Consider the following 20,098-nt stretch of genomic DNA (forward strand, 5'->3'; position numbering starts at 1 on the left):
CGGGGGTGGAGAACTGGGTGAAGTCGAGGTATCCGAGCGATCCGAGTCGGTAGTTGATCGACACGTACACGATGTCGCCGCGGCGGACCAGCGACCGGCCGCCGTAGAGCGCGGTAGCCGACATGCCCAGCGTGTACGCGCCGCCGTGGATGAACACCATCACCGGGCGCGCCCCGGACGTGCCGGGCGTGGCCAGCACGTTGAGCGTCAGGCAGTTCTCGCTGCTCGGCTGATACTTGCCCGGCCGCAGCGCGGTGAATTTCTTGTGCTGCACGGCGGCGTCGCCGAACTCGGTGGCGTCGAGCTCGCCGGACCACGGCGTCACCGGCCGGGGTGCGCGCAACCGCAGCGGACCCACCGGGGGAGCGGCGTAGGGGATTCCCCGCCACGCGACCAGGTCGCCGACCCGCCGGCCACGGACCACTCCGGTGGTCGTCCTCACCAGCGTGTCGGTCGTGAGAGTGTCAGACGCCATGTCGGCGACTATACGGAGACCGCCTGGGGAGACGCCGGCATCGTCCGTGGTGTTCCGTTCGGGTCAGCGCCGCGCCTCCAGCAGCCGCAGCCACACCTCGCTCACGGTCGGGTACGACGGGACCGCGTGCCACAGCGTGTCGAGCGGCACCTTCCCGACCAGCGCGACGGTGGCGGCATGGACGAGTTCGGCGACATCGGTGCCCGCGAACGTCGCCCCGACCAGCGTGTCGGTGGCCCGATCGACCACGAGTTTGGCGTGACCGCTGAAATCGTCGCGGGACAGGGACGAGCCGGCGACGGCGATGTCGACCTCCACGGTCTCGACGTCCACGCCCGCGTCGCGTGCCTCCTGCTCGGTGATCCCGACGGCCGACACCTCCGGATCGGCGAACACCACCTGGGGGATCTGCCCGTGGTCGGCGGTGGCCCGGAATCGGGACCCGTCCAGCGCTCTGCCCTCGGCGCGGGCGGCGATGACGTCTCCGCACACGCGGCCCTGGTATTTGCCCATGTGCGTGAGCAGCGCCCGGCCGTTGGCGTCGCCGACCGCGTACAACCACTCGTCGGCCGTCGTCAGATGGTCGTCGGTGGTGAGGTATCCGCGGGAGTTCAGCAGTCGCGCGTCGAGGCCGAGCGACGACGTGGCCGGTGTGCGCCCGGTCGCGACGACGATCTCGTCGACGACGAGCGGGTCCTGGCCCGCCACGTCCAGGGTCACCGGACCGCCGTGGATGCGGCCGATCCCGGTGTCGCGGGCGTCGGTCCGTTCGACGCCGCGCAGGTCCGCCCCGAACAGGATCCGCGCACCCTTCTTCTCCAGGTTACGGGCCACCCGCTCGCCGGCGAACGGTTCGTTCTTCGGGAGCAGCGCCCGGCCGCGGACCACCATCGTCAGTTCCTCGGCACCGAGGTCCAGGAGCCACGTCGCGCTCTCACAGGCGACGACGCCGCCGCCGACGACGGCGACCCGGCGCGGAATCTCCCGCAGGTTGGTGACGTCCCGCGAGATCCACGGCAACGCCGCCCGCAGGCCGGGGGTGTCCGGGACCGCGGCGGTCGTGCCGGTGGCGACCACGACGGCGTGCCGGGCGCGCAGCTCGCGGGAGTCGCCGACCGTCACCGTGCGGTCCCCGGTGATGCGTGCCGATCCCCGGATGACGTCGATCCCCGCCGCGTCGGCCCACATCACCTGCGACGAGTCGTCGTGGTTGTTGGTGAAGGAGTCGCGGCGTGCCAGCACGGCGTCCACGTCGAGCGGACCGGCGGACACCCCGGGCATGTTGCGGGCCGCGCCGAGGACCCCACCCGGACGCAGCAGTGCCTTGCTGGGCATGCAGGCCCAGTATGAGCATTCCCCGCCGACGAGTTCGTGCTCGATCAGCGCCGCGGTGCGGTCGCTGCCGGCGATGGCGTAACTCGCCGCGTTCTCACCGGCGGGACCGCCGCCGATCACGATGACATCGAACTCTTCCGCGCCGCTACCGGAGTCAGTCATACCTGTAACCGTAAGCCGGTCGGTGCGCGATGTCAGAGGTTCCGCCTGGCCACTCGCGTTGTTACCGATGAGTAGATACTGTGTCGGGATGACACGGCAGAGGATTCTGATCACGGGGGCGAGCTCCGGGCTCGGCGAGGAGATGGCCCGCCGGTTCGCGGCCCAGGGACGAGACCTCGCGCTGTGCGCGCGCCGCCTCGAACGACTCGAGGCCGTCCGGGACGAATTGCAGGCAGCGCACCCCGGAATCGCCGTCGCCGTCCGCGAACTCGACGTCACCGACCACGACGCCGTGATCCGGGTCTTCGGCGAACTGCGCGACGAACTCGGCGGACTCGACCGTGTCGTCGTCAACGCCGGACTCGGCAAGGGCGCCAGGATCGGAACGGGCCGGGCCGACGCCAATCTCGCGACCGCCCGCACCAACTTCGTCGGCGCCCTGTCGCAGTGCGAGGCGGCGCTCGGCATCTTCCGCGAACAGAACTCCGGGCACCTGGTGCTCGTGTCCTCGATCAGCGCCGACCGCGGCCTGCCCGGCCCGAAGGCGGCGTACTCGGCGAGCAAGGCGGGAGTCGCGGCACTCGGCGAGGCGCTGACCGCGGAACTGGCGAAGAGCCCGATCGCGGTGACCACCCTGCTCCCCGGATACATCGCCACCGACATGTCGAGCAAGGCCGGCGACAGTTCCGCGCTGACGGCAACCCTCGACGACGGCGTCGACGCGATGGTGTCCGCCATCGAGAAGGAAACGAACCGTGCTGCGCTGCCGGGCATCAAGTGGCGAGGAATCGACGTCGCCTTGCGGTTCCTTCCTCATGCGTGGACATCCCGGTTCGTGTAGGACTGACCTATGACGACCGCCCAGGAATCCTCGTCCCTCGGCCTGCAGCGTTCGCGACCGCGGGTCGTCATCATCGGGGGAGGGTTCGGCGGCATCTACGCGGCCCGCCGGCTGCGCGACGTCGACGTGGACGTCACCCTGCTCGACCGCGGAACCAGCCACGTCTTCCAGCCGCTGCTGTACCAGTGCGCGACGGGCCTGCTGTCCGAGGGGGAGATCAGCAGCCCGCTGCGCCACCTGCTGCGCGGGGTCCGCAACGTGCACGTCGCCCTCGGCGAGGCGCAGGGAATCGACGCGGTCCGCCGGGTCCTGACCGCCAGCCGCTTCGACGGTTCCACGTTCGAACTTCCCTACGACTACCTGATCGTCGCGGCCGGCATGCGGCAGGCCTACCACGGGCACGACGAGTACATCCAGTGGGCGCCGGGGATGAAGACCCTCGACGACGCCCTCGCCATTCGCCGAAAACTGATCTGCGCCTTCGAGATGGCCGAATCGCTGCCCACCGCGGAGGAGCGCAGGCCGTGGCTGACGTTCGCCGTCGCGGGCGGCGGACCCACCGGAGTCGAACTCGCAGGCCAGATCCGGGAGCTCGCCGTGCACGCGCTGGCCAACGAGTTCCAGTCCATCGACCCCTGCGAGGCCCGGGTGCTGCTGTTCCACGGCGGCGACCGCGTTCTCCCGTCGTTCAACCGCAAACTGTCCGCGGCGGCGCAGCGGACGCTCGACAAGGTCGGCGTCGAAACGCACCTCGGTGTGCACGTCACCGACGTCTGCGAGACCAGCATCGAGACCACGGCCAAGAACGCGGCCCGCACCAAGAAGCGCTACGGGGCCCGCACGGTCCTGTGGACCGCGGGCGTCGAGGCCGTGCCGTTCGCCGCCGCTGTCGCGAATGCGCTCGGCGTGAAGCAGATTCAGGGCGGGCGCATCGCCGTCGAACCCGACCTCACGGTGCCCGGGCACCCGAACGTCTGGGTGATCGGCGACCTGATGTCGCTGAACGACCTCCCCGGGGTGGCCGAGGTCGCGATGCAGGGCGGCAGGCACGTCGGCAGTTGCATCGCCCGCACGATCGCGGGCGGAACACCCGACCGCACACCCTTCAAATACCGCGACCTCGGCAGCGCCGCCTACATCGCCCGCAGGCATGCGCTGCTCCAGGCAGGCCCGATCCGGATGTCCGGGTTCCTGGGCTGGGTGTCCTGGGGTGCCATCCACATCGCGTTCCTCGCCGGGTACCGCAACCGGTTCGGCACGCTGCTCAACTGGGCGGTCACGCTGGCGTCTCGGACGCGACGCGAGCGGGCGATCACGTACGGCGATCCGGAGTCGGCACGGCAGCCGTACACCGATCTCACGACCGGGTCGTAGCCCTCACCAGGCCCGCGCGGTGAGGCCGTGCCGGGCGAGGACCTCTCCTGCCCGCTCGCGGAGGGTCACGCGGTCCGGGCTGTCCAGCGACTCGAGCGCGAGGGCGTAGCTGCCGCCGAAGCGGCTGAGGTAGGCGGACAGCCGGGTGCGGCTGGTCACGACACCCGGATGCACGGCGCGGGTGGCGATGCCGGTGGCCCGGTGGCCGCCGATCGTGGCGAGCGCGTCGGGCAGCGGTCCGATGTTGGAACACAGCACGTCCCGTTCGCCGGGGTTGCCGGTGAGGGCGTGCGCCACGCGGTCGGGCACCAGTTGCAGCATCTCCTCCGGGAACCCGGCCGGGCTGGTCATCGCAGGTGCGGCGAACGCGGCGCGGCTCGCCGCCCGCACGTCCGCGACGGTGTCCTGCGGGGTCACGTCCACCTCGACCACGGCGACGGAGTTCGCGGTGCCCGGCGGGTCGCCCTTGCCGCGCAGATCCATCGGCACGCTGATCGTCAGCGGACGGGTCTCGCCGTCCCGCCGCGCCAACTCGGCCACCACGGTCAGGAACAAGCTGTTCGGGGTGCCGCCCGCCTGCTCCGCGACGGTGTCCCAGCGTTCGGCGTCGACGTCCAGCACCACCCCCACAGGTGAGTGGCAAAGAGTGCCGGGGGACGCTTTGCCACTCACGTGCAGGAAGCGGCGCAGTTCCGCGCGGCGGGACCCGCTCACCACCAGACCGGCGACCGCACGGGCCGTCCCCTCCGTCACGCGGCGGGCGAGCCGGGTGGCGTCCCACATGTCCGCGACAGTGCCTTCCGCCCCACCCACGTCCGACGGCGGGGCGCCCTGCAGCGCCGCCGCGATCGCGGCCGCCAGTCCGCGGGCGTCCGCGATCACGTGGGAACACACCAGCGACAGCACCGTGCCCCCTTCTGCCGGACGTGCGCAGGCCAGCCGCCAGCCGGGACCACGTTCGGGGTCCACCGGCAACGAGGCCTGCTCGTCCGCCCACGCCAACACCGCCCCGGCGCCGATCTCCGCGTATTCGACGGGAAAGGCGTCCGCGCTCGGCTCGAACCGGGGCCGCGCGCCGGGAACCCGCGGGCGCACCACCCGCCTGCCCAGCGGCCCCCGCGCGAGGTCGGCGATCAAGGTATCGAGCGTCGAGGAGTCCACCCGGCCGTCGGTGCGCCACAGTCCCTGCATCACGATCGGCGTTCCCCACCCCCGGTGGGTGCGCAGGAACATCTCGTCGACGACGCTCAATCGGGCGCTCACCAGCGAAGTGTACGACCGGTCGCGTCGGTCGCCGGAGGTCGGCCTCTGGACAACCGGCGCATACTGGAAGTGCAGCGCTGTACGGGACCGCACACGGAGAACACCATGGTTAGCGTCGAGAAATGGAAGGTGTGGGGTTCCGTCGTGGAGGTCGACGTCACCGAAGGCGCCGCCCTTCCCGAGGCCGCGGCGCTGATCGCGGCCGTCATCGACGACGCCGAATCGGTCTGCGACATCCACCGCGGCGACGCCGAGATCCACGCCGTCAACCTGTCCCAGGGTGCGCCCGTCAAGGTCAGCAGGCGCATGTCCGCACTGCTGCGTTCGGCGCTGTGGGCTGCCCGGATGACCGACGGGGCGGTGAACCCGCTCGCCACCGAATCCCCCGACGAAGACCTGATCCCCACCGTGCATCCGGAACCCAGTTTCCTCGACGTCCAGATCGACGACGACGTCGTGTTCGCGCCGTGGGGTGCCTCGTTCGACATCACCGACACCGCCAAGGCCGACACGGTGGATCGGGCGGCGGAGCTGGTCGCCCGCCAACTCGAATGCGGGGCGGCCGTGCGCATCGGCGACGTCATCGCGACGGCCGGGCACTGTCCCGCCGGCGGCTGGCAGATCCCGGTGCCCGGCGACGGCGAGGTCGAACTGGTGAACGGGACGGCGATGGCGACGGCGGTCGCGCCGCCGGTCACCGAACCACCCACCACCACCGAATGGGAGACGGTGACGGTGATCGCCGACGACGCACTCTGGGCGTACGCGGCCAGCGTCGCCGCCCTCGCCCGCGGCATCGGCGCGATCCGGTGGATCGAACAGCACGAACTGCGTGCCCGGCTGGTGGACCGCTCCGGCAGGGTCTACACCACCGAGAGCTGGTGAATCAGGCCCGTCCGCGCTGACGGCGGTACCAGCGCACCAGGCTGTCCGTCGACGAATCGCTCTGCGCGGCCGGTTCTTCCGCGGCGGTAAGCACCGGCTGCAGCTCGACGGCCTGGGTCTTGCCGAGTTCGACACCCCACTGGTCGAACGAGTCGATGCCCCACACGACACCCTCGACGAACACCTGGTGCTCGTACAGGGCGATCAGCTGGCCGATCACCGACGGCGTGAGCTTCGGCGCGAGGATCGTCGTCGACGGCCGGTTACCCGGCATGACCTTGTGCGGCACCAGATCCTCGGGGGTGCCCTCGGCCGCGATCTCCTCGGCCGTCTTGCCGAACGCCAGGACCTTCGTCTGCGCGAAGAAGTTGCTCATCAGCAGGTCGTGCATGCTGCCGGTGCCGTCCGCGGTGGGCAGGTCGTCGGTGGGCTCGCCGAAGCCGATGAAATCGGACGGCACGAGCCGCGTGCCCTGGTGCAGGAGTTGGTAGAAGGCGTGCTGTCCGTTGGTTCCGGGTTCGCCCCAGAAGATCTCACCGGTGGACGTGGGGACGGGGGAGCCGTCGGCGCGCACAGACTTGCCGTTCGATTCCATCGTCAGCTGCTGCAGATAGGCCGGGAACCGCACGAGGTCGTTGGAATACGGCAGCACGGCGCGGGATTCGGCGCCGAAGAAGTTCGAGTACCACAGTCCGATCAGGCCGAGCAGGACCGGCGCGTTCTCCTCGAGCGGCGCCGTCCGGAAATGCTCGTCCACGGCGTGGAAGCCGGCGAGGAACTCCGCGAAACGTTCCTTGCCGATCGCCGCCATCACCGACAGTCCGATGGCGGAATCGACGGAGTACCGGCCGCCGACCCAATCCCAGAATCCGAACATGTTGGCGGTGTCGATGCCGAACTCCGCCACCCGGTCCGCATGAGTGGAGACGGCGACGAAATGCTTTGCGACTGCATCGTTTCCGAGGCCCAGGCCACCGAGCAGCCACCGCCGGGCGGCGGTGGCGTTGGTGAGCGTCTCGAGGGTCGAGAACGTCTTGGATGCCACGATGAACAGGGTGGTGGCGGGGTCGAGGCCGTTCAGGCTGCGCACCAGGTCGGCGGGGTCGACGTTGGAGATGAACCGCACGCTGATGCCGGCGTCGGCGTAGTGCCGCAGAGCGCGGTACACCATCACCGGACCCAGATCCGATCCACCGATGCCGATGTTGACGACGGTCTTGATGCGCTCGCCCGTCGCACCCCGCCATTCGCCGGAGCGCACCCGATCGGTGAAATCGCCCATGCGGTCGAGGACGTCGTGGACGTCGGCCACGACGTCCTGCCCGTCGACGACGAGAGACGCGTCGGCGGGCAGCCGCAGCGCGGTGTGGAGAACGGCGCGGTCCTCGGACGTGTTGATGTGCTCGCCCGCGAACATCGCGTCACGGCGGGCCTCCAGGTCGGCGCTGCGTGCCAGCTCGAGCAGCAATCCGATCGTGTCGCGGTCGACGCGGTGCTTGCTGTAATCGATGTACAGGTCGCCGGCCGAGACGGTGAGGTCCTGCCCGCGTGCCGGGTCCTTCTCGAACAGTTCTCGGAGATGGACGGTCTGAATCCGAGCGTGATGATCACGCAATTTCTGCCAGGCAGCGGTTCCGGTGATGTCTGAGCTCACGAGATTCGAGCTTAATGCCCGCGCGTCGAAACTTCCGTGCGAACTTCGGTGCGGCGCATGATGGACGTCATGGATGCTGTCGAACTCATGCGAACCGTTCCCACGACCCTCTTCCTCGGCGGCGAGAAGCGCGACGCCGAGAACGGTGCCACGTTCACCGTGTTCGACCCGGCCACCGGCGATGCCCTCACCGAGGTGGCGGACGCCAGTCCGGGCGACGCGATGAAGGCCCTCGACGCCGCCGTGGCGGTGCAGCGGGAGTGGGCTGACACCCCGGCACGGGAGCGCGGGGAACTGCTGCGCGCGGTGTTCGAGAAGATCACCGCCCGGGCCGACGACTTCGCGCTGCTGATGACGCTGGAGATGGGCAAGGCGCTGCCGGAGAGTGCGGCGGAGGTCAAGTACGGCGCCGAGTTCTTCCGCTGGTTCAGCGAGGAAGCGGTGCGGATCGCCGGTCGCTACACCCCGGCACCCGCGGGGAACGGGCGCATCCTGGTGACCAAGCAGCCCGTCGGGCCCTGTCTGGCGATCACGCCGTGGAATTTCCCGCTCGCGATGGGCACCCGCAAGATCGGACCCGCACTGGCCGCCGGCTGCACGATGATCGTCAAACCCGCCTCCGAGACGCCGCTGACGATGCTGCTGCTCGCCGAGGTCATGGCCGACGCGGGACTGCCGAAGGGCGTGCTGTCCGTGCTGCCGACATCGAAGTCGGGCGAGGTGACCGGTCCGCTGATCGACGACCCGCGACTGCGGAAGCTCACGTTCACGGGCTCGACCGGGGTGGGGCGGATGCTCGTCGAGAAGTCGGCGAAGGGACTGCTGCGCACCTCGATGGAACTCGGCGGGAACGCGCCCTTCGTGGTCTTCGACGACGCGGACGTCGACAAGGCGGTTGCGGGCGCCCTCCTCGCCAAGATGCGCAACGGCGGCGAGGCCTGCACCGCGGCCAATCGCTTCCACGTCGCGAACAGTGTGCGGGAGGAGTTCACCGCGAAACTCGTCGACAAACTGTCCTCGTACAAGCTCGGACGCGGCACCGATCCCGACACGACTCTCGGCCCGCTGATCAACGCGGATCAGCTCGAGAAGGTCGGGGAACTGGTGCAGGACGCCGTCGGCGCGGGCGCCCGGGTGCGGCTCGGCGGCGTCGCCCCGGAAGGTCCCGGCTACTTCTACCCGGCGACGGTGCTGGACGAGATTCCCGCCCAGGCTCGGATCCTGAAGGAGGAGGTGTTCGGACCGGTGGCCGCGATCGCCGGGTTCGACACGGAGGAGGAAGGGATCGCCGCGGCCAACGACACGGAGTTCGGCCTGGCCGCGTACATCTTCACCCGCGATCTGGACCGTGCGCTGCGGGTGGCCGACGCCCTCGAATCGGGCATGGTGGGCGTCAACCGCGGGGTCATCTCGGACACCGCTGCCCCCTTCGGCGGCGTCAAAGCGTCAGGCTTCGGGCGCGAAGGGGGCAGTGAAGGCATCGAGGAGTACCTGGAGACCAAGTACGTGGCACTCGAACCGTGACGACCGTCGTCGAGGGACGGGCGGCCGCGTCGGGAACTTCAGTGACCGAGGCGGCCGCGCCCGAGGCGCAGCAGCAGCATGGCGAGCGTGTGGCCTTCCTGGCCCAGCTCGTTGAACCGCTCGAGCACCTTCATCTCACGGCTGTGGACGAGACGGGGACCGCCGGACGCCATCCGGGTGCGCCCGATGAGCTGCGAGACCTCGGCGCGGCGCTTGATCGCGGCGAGAATCTCGGCGTCGAGCTTGTCGATCTCCTGGCGGAGAACTTCGATCTCGGCCTCGCTGGTGGGAACAGCGGTTTCCTTGGCGGCTGAAGCGACGGTCTGAGTGCTCATTGGTTCGTCTCCCTCTTGTCAGAACTTGGATCGTTGTTGTGGCTCGAGTCGTTACCGATCCAGGCTCATTTGACGAAAAAAGCCCCGGATCCGGTGCGGACCTCAGGGCTCGTGAGCTGTTCAGTTCACGGGCACCGGAGGCCGGTACCCGTAAAAAAATCGCCACAGGGGGCGCGACGGCGGACTGAACATGTGTACCAGTTTGCCATGGCGGTACCGCGCAGGCCAAGCCGCTGTGACGCTGTCGGTACACGCCGGTAAGTTTGATAGTTGATGAACACTATCTCCGGCACCGCTTCTCCCCTGAGCGCCACATCGACTCCGCACACCGCCGCTCCGGCGCGCACGGGGTCCGATGCGCTCCTCCAGGGCCTCAACCCACCGCAACGGGAAGCGGTCGTGCACGCCGGATCTCCGCTGCTGATCGTCGCGGGCGCGGGCTCGGGCAAGACGGCTGTGCTCACCCGCCGCATCGCCTATCTGCTGGCCGAGCGGGGGGTGATGCCCGGACAGATCCTGGCCATCACGTTCACCAACAAGGCCGCCGCCGAGATGCGGGAACGGGTCGCGCACCTCGTCGGTCCCCGCGCCAACAGCATGTGGGTGTCCACGTTCCACTCCAGCTGTGTGCGGATCCTGCGGGCCCAGGCGGCGCTGCTTCCCGGCCTCAACTCGAACTTCTCCATCTACGACGCGGACGATTCGCGGCGACTGCTGACGATGATCGCCAAGGATCTGAACATCGACACCAAGCGCTACTCGGCGCGGTTGCTCGCCACTCACATCTCGAATCTCAAGAACGAGCTGATCGACCCGGAGCAGGCGAGCGCCGACGCCGACACGGAGCCGGCGGAACTGCCGCGGCTGATCGCCAGGGTGTACGGGCACTACCAGCAGCGGTTGCGTTCGGCGAATGCACTGGACTTCGACGACCTGATCGGTGAGACGGTCGCGATGCTGCAGGCGTTCCCCCAGGTGGCCGAGTACTACCGCCGACGGTTCCGGCACGTGCTGGTCGACGAATACCAGGACACCAACCACGCCCAGTACATGCTGGTGCGGGAACTGGTCGGCAGCACCGCGGACGGCGAAGACGCCGACCACCGGGTCACCCCGGCCGAGCTGTGTGTGGTGGGCGACGCGGATCAGTCGATCTACGCGTTCCGCGGCGCCACCATCCGCAACATCGAGGAGTTCGAACGCGACTACCCGGACGCCCGCACCATCCTGCTGGAGCAGAACTACCGCTCCACCCAGAACATCCTGTCGGCCGCCAACTCGGTGATCTCCAAGAACACCGGCCGGCGCGAGAAGAGGCTGTGGACCGATTCGGGCGAGGGCGAGCTCATCACCGGCTACGTCGCGGACAACGAACACGACGAGGCGTCGTTCGTGGCGTCCGAGATCGACAAGCTCGTCGATTCGGGCGATGCCAAGTTCGCCGACGTCGCCGTGTTCTACCGCACCAACAACTCGTCCCGCGCGCTCGAAGAGATCTTCATCCGGCTCGGCGTTCCGTACAAGGTCGTCGGCGGGGTGCGGTTCTACGAGCGCAAGGAGGTGCGCGACATCGTCGCCTATCTCCGGGTCCTCGCCAACGAGGACGACACCGTCAGCCTGCGCCGGATCCTCAACACGCCGCGACGGGGCATCGGCGACCGCGCGGAGGCGTGCGTGGCCGTCCACGCCGAGCAGCGGGGCATCAGCTTCGCCGAGGCGCTGCGGGACGGTGGGGAGGGCCGCGTGCGGCTGCTCAACACCCGCTCCCAGAAGGCGATCGCGTCGTTCCTCGAGCTGATGGACGGACTGCGGGTGCTGATGCCCCCCGAGACCACGGCCGACGACGTCGTCCCCGACCAGCTCGGCGACATCGGGGACGTCGTGGAAGCGGTCCTGGAGCGGACGGGCTACCGCGCCGAACTCGCGGCGAGCAGCGACCCTCAGGACGGGGCGCGCCTCGACAACCTCAACGAACTCGTCAGCGTGGCGCGGGAGTTCAGCTCCGACGCGCGGAACGCCGCCGGGCTGGTGGAACCGCCGGAGGACGGCGACGTCGACGCCAGGGACGGTGAACCCGACCCCGGTTCCCTCGCCGCCTTCCTCGAACGGGTGTCCCTCGTCGCGGACTCCGATCAACTACCCGACAACGACGAAGGCGTCGTCACGCTGATGACGCTGCACACCGCGAAGGGGCTCGAGTTCCCCGTCGTCTTCGTCACCGGGTGGGAAGACGGCCAGTTCCCGCACATGCGCGCGCTCGGCGACCCGACGGAACTGTCGGAGGAGCGGCGGCTCGCGTACGTGGGCATCACCCGTGCCCGGCAGCGGCTGTACCTGACGCGGGCCGTCATGCGGTCGGCGTGGGGTCAGCCCATCCAGAACCCGGAGTCGCGGTTCCTGCAGGAGATCCCGTCGGATCTCGTGCACTGGCGCCGCGAGGACCCGGGCCCCCGTATCGGGTCCGGTGGCGCGATCGGCGGTGGCCGCGCGCGTGGATCGGGATACGGGCAGGGATTCGGCGGCGGTTCCGGTTACGGCGGCGGGTCCGCAGGCACTCCGAGCTTCGGCGCCGCGCGCTCCCGCAACAACAATCTGGTGCTCGCGGTCGGCGACCGGGTCAGCCACGACAAGTACGGCCTGGGCACGGTCCTCGAGACCAAGGGGGCCGGGCCGACCGCGACGGTCACGATCGATTTCGGCAGCGCGGGCAAGGTCCGGCTGATGCTGATCGGTGGCGTCCCGATGGTCAAGCTGTAAGGGATACGAGAAACGACTGCGGGCGCATACATTGCATGCGCCCGCAGTCGTCGTGTGTTCGGGGGTGATTCCGAGAGTGTCAGTCCATCTCGGGGCCGAGGCTGATGCCGCGGGAGGCCAGCCAGGGCAGGGGATCGATCTTGTTCTCGCCGGCGAGGTGCACCTCGAAGTGCAGGTGCGGGCCGGTGGAGAAACCACGGTTGCCGACGGTCGCGATCTGGTCGCCCGCCATGACCTTCTGGCCGACCGTGACGGTGGAGGTGTTGATGTGGCCGTAGACGGTGATGGTGCCGTCGGCGTGCTTGAGGCGGACCCACATACCGAACCCGGATGCCGGACCGGAGTCGATGACCTCGCCGTCGGCGACGGCCACGATGGGGGTGCCGATGGGGGCGGCGATGTCGACGCCCGCGTGGAGGGTGCCCCAGCGGCTTCCGAAGTTGGAGGTGAACGTTCCCACGGCGGGGAGGACGAACAGGGGGCGGCGGGCCGCGGCCTCGCGGGCGGCGCGCTCTTCGCTGAAACGCTGTCCCTTGGCGAGCAGGTTGCTGAACTGCGACAGGTCGGTCGGGTTCGCGATGTTGAGGACCTGCGGGGCGTTCGAATCTGCGGTGGCCGTGTCGGCGACCGTCGAGTACTGCGCGGCCTGCGGTTCCGCGGTGGTTCCGATGGTGCTCGACTCGTCACTGGCGAGGGCGACCTCGGAGTGATCGGAGGAGTTGGAGGATCCACTGGTGACTGCGGCCTGGCCTGCGGCGACTACGGCGCCTGCTGCGACCGCGAGTACTGCGGCGCGACCTTTGAGGGCCGAGGGGGGAGTCGGGAGGCGGTGGGCTCCGCGGCGGGAGTGGGAGGGCGTGCCCTCGAAGGACTCGGAACCGCTGCGGGGGATGAAGCCGGGGATCTCGGACTCCGTGTCGACGGTCTCGACTCCGTTGCCGGGGTCGACGCTGTCGTGGGTGGAGCGAGTGGACTGCGAATTGCGGAAGAACATGCTGGAAATCTCAGAACTATCGGTCTCGGGATACTGCTCGACCGACTGTGGGGGATACGTGGGCGCGACTTCGTCCTTGTGACCCCGCAACTCGTCATCGTGGTGACTCACAAAACGGCTGGCCGTGAACTGGCTGCGATGGTGCATACGCCCGTCCGTCCTCCTGCTCGTGACCTGCCTGTGACTTAGACCTTGGCGACGGTAACGAAACGGTTGCGATGCGCGCAACCTGTAACGGAGAGGAACGGCTACATGTGATCGGCATCACAAACTGAGCTGGGGAAATGTCGAACTCGCTTTTCGTCTCGGTTCAATCTCGCCGCTGCGCACGCGTGTCACAACCCGGGGGAGGCGGTGGGTAGGCGCTAGCGTCGGCCTGTGGCGTCATCAACTCGATCCCCGGACGGGCGCAGGGCCGAGCCCGAACGCATTCCGTCGTCCGGTGGCACCGGTGTGGCGGTCGTCGACGAACCCGATCCCGTCCGTGCGCGCCGGGGAACCGTGCTCGCGGTTGTGCTGAGCCTCGTCGGAGGTCTGGGGGTGGCGTCGGCGCCCGTCCTGCAGGCCGTCCGCGCGGTCGACGGGGCGGCCGCGCCGTCCGCGATCGGCGCGGCCGCGGTGTGGGCCGCCGTCTTCGCCGTCGCGGCACCGGTACTCGCCGTTCCGGCGGTTCTCGCCCGGCACACCGCGGTGGCCGGGGCGTTGCTGGCCGGTGCGGGCGCCGTGTCCGTCGGCGCCGCCGTCCTCGACGCGCAGCTGTGGTCGGATGCCATCGACGCCAATCGGCTCGAACTGTTCCGGCCCGACACGGCGGCCGAATTGGCCGCCGGGACCGGCGCCTACGCCGCCCTCGCCGGGCACGCGCTGATCGCCTTCGCGGGCCTGCTCGGGATGGTCGCCGTGCACCGGGCGTCGCTGATGGACGGGTACGGCGACGCTCGCAGCGCCGAACAGGTCGGGCGCGCGACGGGCGCCCGCATCGGGTTCCTGCCGTCCGCCGTCGTGGTGGCGGCCGCCGTCGTCCTCGTCGGCGCGCTGTTCGCTCCCGCATTCGTATCCGAGGACCCCGTCATCCTCGTCCCGACCGTCGTCGAGTCGGACCTCGCCGCGTCCGCGGGCGCCGGGATCCTGGCGGCGGCCGTCCTGATCGTCGTCGCCTCGGCGTTGGCATCCATCTCGCCCCCCGTCGCGTCCGGCGCCCTCGTCGGGGCCGGCCTGGCCGCGCTCGGCGTGGTCGGGACGCGTCTGGTCGCGGGACTCGCCGCCGGCGAACGGATCCAGCCCGGTCCCGGCGCGGTGTGGGGGACCGTCGGCGCCGGGCTCCTGGTGCTCGTCGGCGTCTGCATTCCGATGATCGACCGGACCCGCGACAGCAGGATCCTGAAGACACTCGCCGCCTCGCCGTCCGCGCCGGCGCAGGGCGGCCCGGCCAAGCCGGGGGCGGTCACCCCGTCCGCGAAGGGCGTCGCCAAGGCGGCGCTACGAGCCGAGGCCGCCGCGGCGCGCGCCCGGATCGCGCGATGGCACGTCGCCGCCGGGGCCACCGGAATCGTCACCGCCCTACTGGCCGCCGCCGGGGCGCTGCTCCCCGTCCTCGACATCCCCGGCGACACGGCACGCCCCGACGTCTACGCCACCCGGGTCGTGCTCGTCGCGGCCCTCGTCCTCGTCGTCGGGTGCGTCTGGCTGCTGCTGTCGGAGTTCGCGTCCGCCGTCCGGCCCGCGGTCGGGGTGCTGTGGGTGACGATCCCGTACTCCGTCGCCGCCGTGTCGCAGTCCGTGGTGCTCGCCACCGACGTGCCGGGAATCGGCGCGGGAATCGGCGCCGTGCTGTTGTGGTGCGCGGCCGTCACCGCGGGCGTCACCGGCGTGCTGACGTGGTTCGCCGGCTCGGCGGAACGCGAGGAGATCGACACCTCCGAGGAGCCGTCCACCTCGATCGCGGTCCTCGCGGTCGGCGGACTCGGTGCCGTCGCCGCGTTCGCCGGACTCGGACTGCCGCTCTTCCACGGGACCGATGCCCGCGGCGACGAGTACGCGCCCGCGTCGTTCGCGGAGGTCCCGTGGAACCTCGACGTGTGGGGGCGCGTGCTGCTCGGTGCCGCGGTCGTTCTCGCAGTGATAGTTGCCTCACGTGCCCGGCCCGCCAGGGCGGTCGCGTTGCTGCTCGGTTCGGCCGTTGCCGTGGGGGTTTACCTCGTGTCGTGGCCGCTGACCGTCGCCCGGGTCACCGACCCCGAAATGGGGGCCGGTGTCGTCCCGGGGGCGGTGGGCATAGTGTTGATTGCGGCTGCCGCGGCCCTCACTGCACGCCGCAGAAATCGGTGAGGTCCGTCCCGTTTGCAGCGGTGAGGCCCGCCTCAGTGCGTGATATCGCGTGATGTGGACCACATAGCAGACACGCGGGCGCAGACCGGGCCCGGCAACTGGTTAAAGTCCAAAACAGACCCGCTCCTACCCCTCGAGCGGGTGTCAACGCAGACGAGACGGTGAGCAGATGGATCTCTTCGAATACCAGGCGAAGGAACTCTTCGCCAAGCACGAGGTGCCGACTTCGGCTGGGCGTGTTACCGACACGGTGGCCGGCGCACGCGAGATTGCCGAAGAAATCGGCAAGCCCGTGATGGTCAAGGCGCAGGTCAAGGTCGGCGGCCGCGGCAAGGCGGGTGGCGTCAAGTACTCCGCCGACGTCGACGCAGCGCAGGCCAACGCCGAGGCGATCCTGGGCCTCGACATCAAGGGTCATATCGTCAAGAAGCTGCTGGTCGCAGAGGCGAGTGACATCGCCGAGGAGTACTACATCTCCTTCCTGCTCGACCGCACCAACCGCACCTACCTGGCCATGTGCTCGGTCGAGGGTGGCGTCGAGATCGAGGTCACCGCCGAGGAGAACCCCGACGCACTCGCGAAGATCCCCGTCGACGCCGTCAAGGGCGTCGACCTCGCGTTCGCGCGCAGCATCGCCGAGGCAGGAAAGCTGCCCGCCGAGGTGCTCGACGCAGCGGCCGTGACGATCCAGAAGCTGTGGGAGGTCTTCATCAAGGAAGACGCTCTCCTCGTCGAGGTCAACCCGCTCGTCCGCACCCCGGACGACCAGATCCTCGCGCTCGACGGCAAGGTCACGCTGGACGAGAACGCCGCGTTCCGTCAGCCCGGCCACGAGGCGTTCGAGGACAAGGACGCCACCGACCCGCTCGAGCTCAAGGCCAAGGAAAACGACCTCAACTACGTCAAGCTCGACGGTGAGGTCGGCATCATCGGTAACGGCGCCGGTCTGGTCATGTCGACCCTGGACGTCGTCGCCTACGCAGGTGAGAAGCACGGTGGCGTGAAGCCCGCCAACTTCCTCGACATCGGTGGCGGCGCCTCCGCAGAGGTCATGGCGAACGGCCTGGACGTCATCCTGAACGACGCGCAGGTCAAGAGCGTGTTCGTGAACGTTTTCGGTGGCATCACCGCGTGTGACGCGGTCGCCAACGGCATCGTCGGCGCCCTGAAGACGCTGGGTGACGAGGCCAACAAGCCGCTGGTCGTCCGCCTGGACGGCAACAACGTCGAAGAGGGTCGTCGTATCCTCGCCGAGGCCGCCCACCCGCTGGTCACGGTCGTCGGAACCATGGACGAGGCTGCCGACAAGGCCGCCGAGCTGGCCTTCGCCGCAAAGTAAAGGGACTTAAATCACATGGCTATCTTCCTGACCAAGGACTCCAAGGTCATCGTCCAGGGCATCACCGGCGGCGAGGGCACGAAGCACACCGCGCTGATGCTCAAGGCCGGCACCCAGGTCGTCGGCGGTGTCAACGCCCGCAAGGCCGGCACCACCGTGACCCACGACGGCGGCGTCGAGCTGCCCGTCTTCGGCACCGTCGCCGAGGCCATCGAGAAGACCGGCGCGGACGTCTCCATCGCGTTCGTTCCCCCGGCCTTCGCGAAGGACGCCATCGTCGAGGCCATCGACGCGGAGATCCCGCTGCTCGTGGTCATCACCGAGGGCATCCCCGTTCAGGACTCGGCGTACGCCTGGGCGTACAACGTGTCCAAGGGCAACAAGACCCGCATCATCGGACCCAACTGCCCCGGCATCATCACCCCCGGCGAGTCGCTGGTCGGCATCACCCCGGCCAACATCGCGGGCACCGGCCCGATCGGCCTCGTGTCCAAGTCGGGCACGCTGACCTACCAGATGATGTTCGAGCTGCGTGACTTCGGCTTCTCCACCGCCATCGGCATCGGCGGCGACCCGGTCATCGGGACCACCCACATCGACGCCATCGAGGCGTTCGAGAAGGACCCCGAGACCAAGGTCATCGTGATGATCGGTGAGATCGGTGGCGACGCCGAGGAGCGTGCCGCCGATTACATCAAGGCGAACGTCACGAAGCCGGTCGTCGGCTACGTCGCAGGCTTCACCGCCCCCGAGGGCAAGACCATGGGCCACGCCGGCGCCATCGTCTCCGGTTCCTCGGGCACCGCGCAGGCCAAGAAGGACGCCCTCGAGGCTGCCGGCGTGAAGGTCGGCAAGACGCCGTCCGAGACCGCTGCGCTCGCTCGCGAGATCCTGCAGAGCCTGACCGTCCAGGCCTAGGCCCTCCGGGCCCGTGCGTGGTTGACGAGTCCACAGACTCGTCAACCACGCACGGGTCGTTCAGGCGTCGACCCACATCTCCCCGGCCGGATCGAGTGTCCCCGTTCCCGACGTGACGGCAGCGACCAGATCGGCCAGCTCCGCAGAGTCCCTCGCCGCGAGGGTGAGGACCGCGGATTCCGCGTACGCCGTGTCCACCACGACGACGCCTCGTCCCCGCAACTCCGACTCGACGCGTCCCGCCTCGGCGTGACCGACGGCGAGGGTGTGCAGGTGGCGACGTTCCCTCCGCACGAGCGGTGCGGCATCGACCGCGGCGGCCACCGCGCCCGAGTAGGCGCGCACCAGTCCGCCCGCCCCCAGTTTGATTCCCCCGAAGTACCGGGTCACGACGACCGCGACGTCGACGAGGTTGCGGGCCTTGAGCACTTGCAGCATCGGAATGCCCGCGGTGCCACCGGGTTCGCCGTCGTCGTTCGCGCGCTCGACCCGGTCGGACGGCCCGTTGCCGACGATGAACGCCGAACAGTGATGTCGCGCATCGGGATACGCGCCGCGTCGGTCTTGGACGAAAGCCTGCGCCGCGTCGGCGTCCTCGACGCGCCGCAGGGCCGCGATGAAGCGTGAATGCTTTACCTCCGTCTCCAGAGTGAGATCGGCGGCGCGGGGAGCGAGGGTGTACGGCACCGGACCATTGTCTCCTGCCCTGATCCCGGTGCTGCGTGCCGCGAGTGACGGCAGTGACCGACGGGTATCCGTACGCTAGCGTCGGAAGAGCGCACGCAGACGACCACTTGTCGACTAGGAGAAGTCATGACGTTCACGCCCGGAGGGCCGAGTTACGGTCCGCCCGCGCAACCGACTGCAGGGGGAGAATCGAAAGGCCTGGGCTTCTTCCTTCTGATCGGTGTCGCAGTTCTCGGTGTCCTCAACCTGCTGCTCGGATTCGCGCCCTATGCCACGTTGGCGCGAGAATCCGTGAACTCGTTCGAAGCCAACACGGACGGGCTCGGACTGCTGTTCCTCGGTGGTCTGCTCGCCGCGGCGTCCCTTCTGCCGAAGCAGTCCTATGCGGGTGCGGCCGCGGCGGCGTCCGTCGCGGGCTGGGTCGTCGCGTTGTTCGTCTTCCTGAACGTCGACGCGGATTCCGGCTGGGGCGCAATCCTGATCCTCGTTCTCGGCTTCATCCAGTCGGCCGTGGCCGTCGCGGCGGTGCTGTTCGACATCGGCGTGCTGAAGCAGCCGGCGCCCAAGCCGCCCGCGGCCGCGGGCTTCGGTCAGCCGGGCCAGGCCCCGCAGGGGTACGGCCCGGGCGCCCCGCAGGGGTACGGGCAGGGCCCGCAGCAGTCGTATGGACAGCAGCAGCCGCAGGGTTACGGCCAGAGCGCCCCGCAGGGCTACGGGCAGCAGAGCCAGTCGCAGCCCGGTTACGGGCAGCAGAACCAGCCCGGCTACGGCCAGCAGGGTTACGGCCAGCAGGGCCAGCCGTCGCAGAGCCAGCCGGGCTACACCCAGGGTTACGGACAGCCCCAGCAGCCGGGCTACGGAGCGGGCGCGAGTGCCGGATCCGCGTCGTACGACGCCCCGACCACCGCCTACCAGCAGCCGCAGTACCAGGGGTACTCGCAGCCGCCGACGCCGTCGCAGCCCACCGGGACGCCCAGCTCGCAGTACCCGGCGGGGACCAGTTACGGTTCGGCGCAGCACGCGGCGCCGGCGTACGGGTCGCCGTCCGAGTCCTCGCCCGTGGAGCGCACTCTGGAGTACGGCGAGCAGCCGTCCAGCGAGGCGAAGCCGGCCGAATCGGCAGAGAAGTCCGAATCGGAGGGGTACAGCGCGCCCACGCAGGCGTTCGACACGCGCGCCGACAGGGACGACAAGTAGCGGTCCATCCAGCAGGTGGCCTCTGACCGA

At 69.5% G+C, this 20,098-nt stretch carries 16 protein-coding genes; 9 read left to right on the forward strand and 7 right to left on the reverse strand.

All coding sequences use genetic code 11. The annotated features are described in order from the left end of the window. Window positions 1-475: carboxylesterase family protein (locus ACFU5V_RS05145; RefSeq protein WP_378697360.1), on the reverse strand; the 475-nt coding region annotated here is incomplete at its 3' end. Window positions 476-538: 63 nt separating this feature from the next. Beyond that, window positions 539-1,972, reverse strand: coding sequence for a dihydrolipoyl dehydrogenase family protein (locus tag ACFU5V_RS05150; protein WP_378697361.1), 1,434 nt, complete (start codon window positions 1,970-1,972; stop codon window positions 539-541). 88 nt (window positions 1,973-2,060) lie between these two features. Here ACFU5V_RS05150 and ACFU5V_RS05155 point away from each other — a divergent pair, with 88 nt between their 5' ends. Together ACFU5V_RS05155 and ACFU5V_RS05160 are read left to right on the forward strand one after the other, a co-directional pair. Next, the gene (locus ACFU5V_RS05155) at window positions 2,061-2,813 is read left to right on the forward strand and encodes an SDR family oxidoreductase (RefSeq protein WP_378697362.1); all 753 of its coding nucleotides are present in this window, start codon (window positions 2,061-2,063) and stop codon (window positions 2,811-2,813) included. Between the two features lie 9 nt (window positions 2,814-2,822). Beyond that, the gene (locus ACFU5V_RS05160) at window positions 2,823-4,187 is read left to right on the forward strand and encodes an NAD(P)/FAD-dependent oxidoreductase (protein WP_378697364.1); all 1,365 of its coding nucleotides are present in this window, start codon (window positions 2,823-2,825) and stop codon (window positions 4,185-4,187) included. 3 nt (window positions 4,188-4,190) lie between these two features. Here the strand turns inward: ACFU5V_RS05160 and ACFU5V_RS05165 are convergent, their stop codons facing one another. Continuing rightward, window positions 4,191-5,450: a hypothetical protein gene (locus tag ACFU5V_RS05165; RefSeq protein ID WP_378697366.1), complete on the reverse strand. Its 1,260-nt coding sequence runs from the start codon at window positions 5,448-5,450 to the stop codon at window positions 4,191-4,193. Between the two features lie 105 nt (window positions 5,451-5,555). Between ACFU5V_RS05165 and ACFU5V_RS05170 the strand changes: the two genes are divergently transcribed. After that, on the forward strand, window positions 5,556-6,335 hold the full coding sequence (locus ACFU5V_RS05170; RefSeq protein ID WP_378436294.1) for an FAD:protein FMN transferase: 780 nt from the start codon (window positions 5,556-5,558) through the stop codon (window positions 6,333-6,335). A gap of 1 nt (window position 6,336) precedes the next feature. On the opposite strand, the gene pgi is transcribed toward ACFU5V_RS05170, so the two are convergent. Next, the gene (gene pgi / locus ACFU5V_RS05175) at window positions 6,337-7,989 is read right to left on the reverse strand and encodes a glucose-6-phosphate isomerase (RefSeq protein ID WP_378436296.1); all 1,653 of its coding nucleotides are present in this window, start codon (window positions 7,987-7,989) and stop codon (window positions 6,337-6,339) included. A gap of 69 nt (window positions 7,990-8,058) precedes the next feature. Between pgi and ACFU5V_RS05180 the strand changes: the two genes are divergently transcribed. After that, window positions 8,059-9,513: an NAD-dependent succinate-semialdehyde dehydrogenase gene (locus tag ACFU5V_RS05180; protein WP_378697371.1), complete on the forward strand. Its 1,455-nt coding sequence runs from the start codon at window positions 8,059-8,061 to the stop codon at window positions 9,511-9,513. A gap of 38 nt (window positions 9,514-9,551) precedes the next feature. Here ACFU5V_RS05180 and ACFU5V_RS05185 read toward each other — a convergent pair whose 3' ends face one another. Beyond that, window positions 9,552-9,848 (reverse strand): chorismate mutase, encoded by a 297-nt coding sequence (locus tag ACFU5V_RS05185; RefSeq protein WP_005238528.1) that lies wholly within the window; start codon window positions 9,846-9,848, stop codon window positions 9,552-9,554. A 273-nt stretch (window positions 9,849-10,121) separates the two neighbouring features. Between ACFU5V_RS05185 and pcrA the strand changes: the two genes are divergently transcribed. Then, entirely contained in the window at window positions 10,122-12,605 is a 2,484-nt protein-coding gene (pcrA, locus tag ACFU5V_RS05190; RefSeq protein WP_378436301.1) for a DNA helicase PcrA, read from the forward strand. Between the two features lie 79 nt (window positions 12,606-12,684). Here pcrA and ACFU5V_RS05195 read toward each other — a convergent pair whose 3' ends face one another. Further along, on the reverse strand, window positions 12,685-13,746 hold the full coding sequence (locus ACFU5V_RS05195; RefSeq protein ID WP_378697376.1) for a M23 family metallopeptidase: 1,062 nt from the start codon (window positions 13,744-13,746) through the stop codon (window positions 12,685-12,687). A 231-nt stretch (window positions 13,747-13,977) separates the two neighbouring features. Between ACFU5V_RS05195 and ACFU5V_RS05200 the strand changes: the two genes are divergently transcribed. From ACFU5V_RS05200 to sucD, 3 genes are all read left to right on the forward strand, one after another. Further along, window positions 13,978-15,927 carry a hypothetical protein gene (locus ACFU5V_RS05200; protein ID WP_378697378.1) on the forward strand — a complete coding sequence of 650 codons (1,950 nt, stop codon included), beginning with the start codon at window positions 13,978-13,980 and terminating at the stop codon, window positions 15,925-15,927. 169 nt (window positions 15,928-16,096) lie between these two features. After that, on the forward strand, window positions 16,097-17,266 hold the full coding sequence (gene sucC / locus ACFU5V_RS05205) for an ADP-forming succinate--CoA ligase subunit beta (protein ID WP_276135506.1): 1,170 nt from the start codon (window positions 16,097-16,099) through the stop codon (window positions 17,264-17,266). Between the two features lie 15 nt (window positions 17,267-17,281). Further along, the gene (sucD, locus tag ACFU5V_RS05210; RefSeq protein ID WP_005238543.1) at window positions 17,282-18,184 is read left to right on the forward strand and encodes a succinate--CoA ligase subunit alpha; all 903 of its coding nucleotides are present in this window, start codon (window positions 17,282-17,284) and stop codon (window positions 18,182-18,184) included. Between the two features lie 60 nt (window positions 18,185-18,244). Here sucD and ACFU5V_RS05215 read toward each other — a convergent pair whose 3' ends face one another. Continuing rightward, entirely contained in the window at window positions 18,245-18,871 is a 627-nt protein-coding gene (locus ACFU5V_RS05215) for an IMPACT family protein (RefSeq protein WP_378697380.1), read from the reverse strand. A gap of 126 nt (window positions 18,872-18,997) precedes the next feature. Here ACFU5V_RS05215 and ACFU5V_RS05220 point away from each other — a divergent pair, with 126 nt between their 5' ends. Next, window positions 18,998-20,068 (forward strand): DUF5336 domain-containing protein, encoded by a 1,071-nt coding sequence (locus ACFU5V_RS05220; RefSeq protein WP_378697382.1) that lies wholly within the window; start codon window positions 18,998-19,000, stop codon window positions 20,066-20,068. The last annotated feature ends 30 nt before the right edge of the window (window positions 20,069-20,098 follow it).

Source organism: Rhodococcus sp. NPDC057529 (assembly GCF_042802055.1).
GTDB lineage: Bacteria > Actinomycetota > Actinomycetes > Mycobacteriales > Mycobacteriaceae > Rhodococcus_F.

What these genes read in the sequence shown, in the direction of transcription:
- ACFU5V_RS05170 (WP_378436294.1), top strand. Translation starts at nt 5,556, where the DNA reads ATGGTTAGCGTCGAGAAATGGAAGGTGTGGGGTTCCGTCGTGGAGGTC.
- ACFU5V_RS05220 (WP_378697382.1), top strand. Translation starts at nt 18,998, where the DNA reads ATGACGTTCACGCCCGGAGGGCCGAGTTACGGTCCGCCCGCGCAACCG.
- ACFU5V_RS05155 (WP_378697362.1), top strand. Translation starts at nt 2,061, where the DNA reads ATGACACGGCAGAGGATTCTGATCACGGGGGCGAGCTCCGGGCTCGGC.
- ACFU5V_RS05150 (WP_378697361.1), bottom strand. Translation starts at nt 1,972, where the DNA reads ATGACTGACTCCGGTAGCGGCGCGGAAGAGTTCGATGTCATCGTGATC.
- ACFU5V_RS05185 (WP_005238528.1), bottom strand. Translation starts at nt 9,848, where the DNA reads ATGAGCACTCAGACCGTCGCTTCAGCCGCCAAGGAAACCGCTGTTCCC.
- ACFU5V_RS05160 (WP_378697364.1), top strand. Translation starts at nt 2,823, where the DNA reads ATGACGACCGCCCAGGAATCCTCGTCCCTCGGCCTGCAGCGTTCGCGA.
- sucD (WP_005238543.1), top strand. Translation starts at nt 17,282, where the DNA reads ATGGCTATCTTCCTGACCAAGGACTCCAAGGTCATCGTCCAGGGCATC.
- sucC (WP_276135506.1), top strand. Translation starts at nt 16,097, where the DNA reads ATGGATCTCTTCGAATACCAGGCGAAGGAACTCTTCGCCAAGCACGAG.
- ACFU5V_RS05195 (WP_378697376.1), bottom strand. Translation starts at nt 13,746, where the DNA reads ATGCACCATCGCAGCCAGTTCACGGCCAGCCGTTTTGTGAGTCACCAC.
- ACFU5V_RS05180 (WP_378697371.1), top strand. Translation starts at nt 8,059, where the DNA reads ATGGATGCTGTCGAACTCATGCGAACCGTTCCCACGACCCTCTTCCTC.
- pcrA (WP_378436301.1), top strand. Translation starts at nt 10,122, where the DNA reads ATGAACACTATCTCCGGCACCGCTTCTCCCCTGAGCGCCACATCGACT.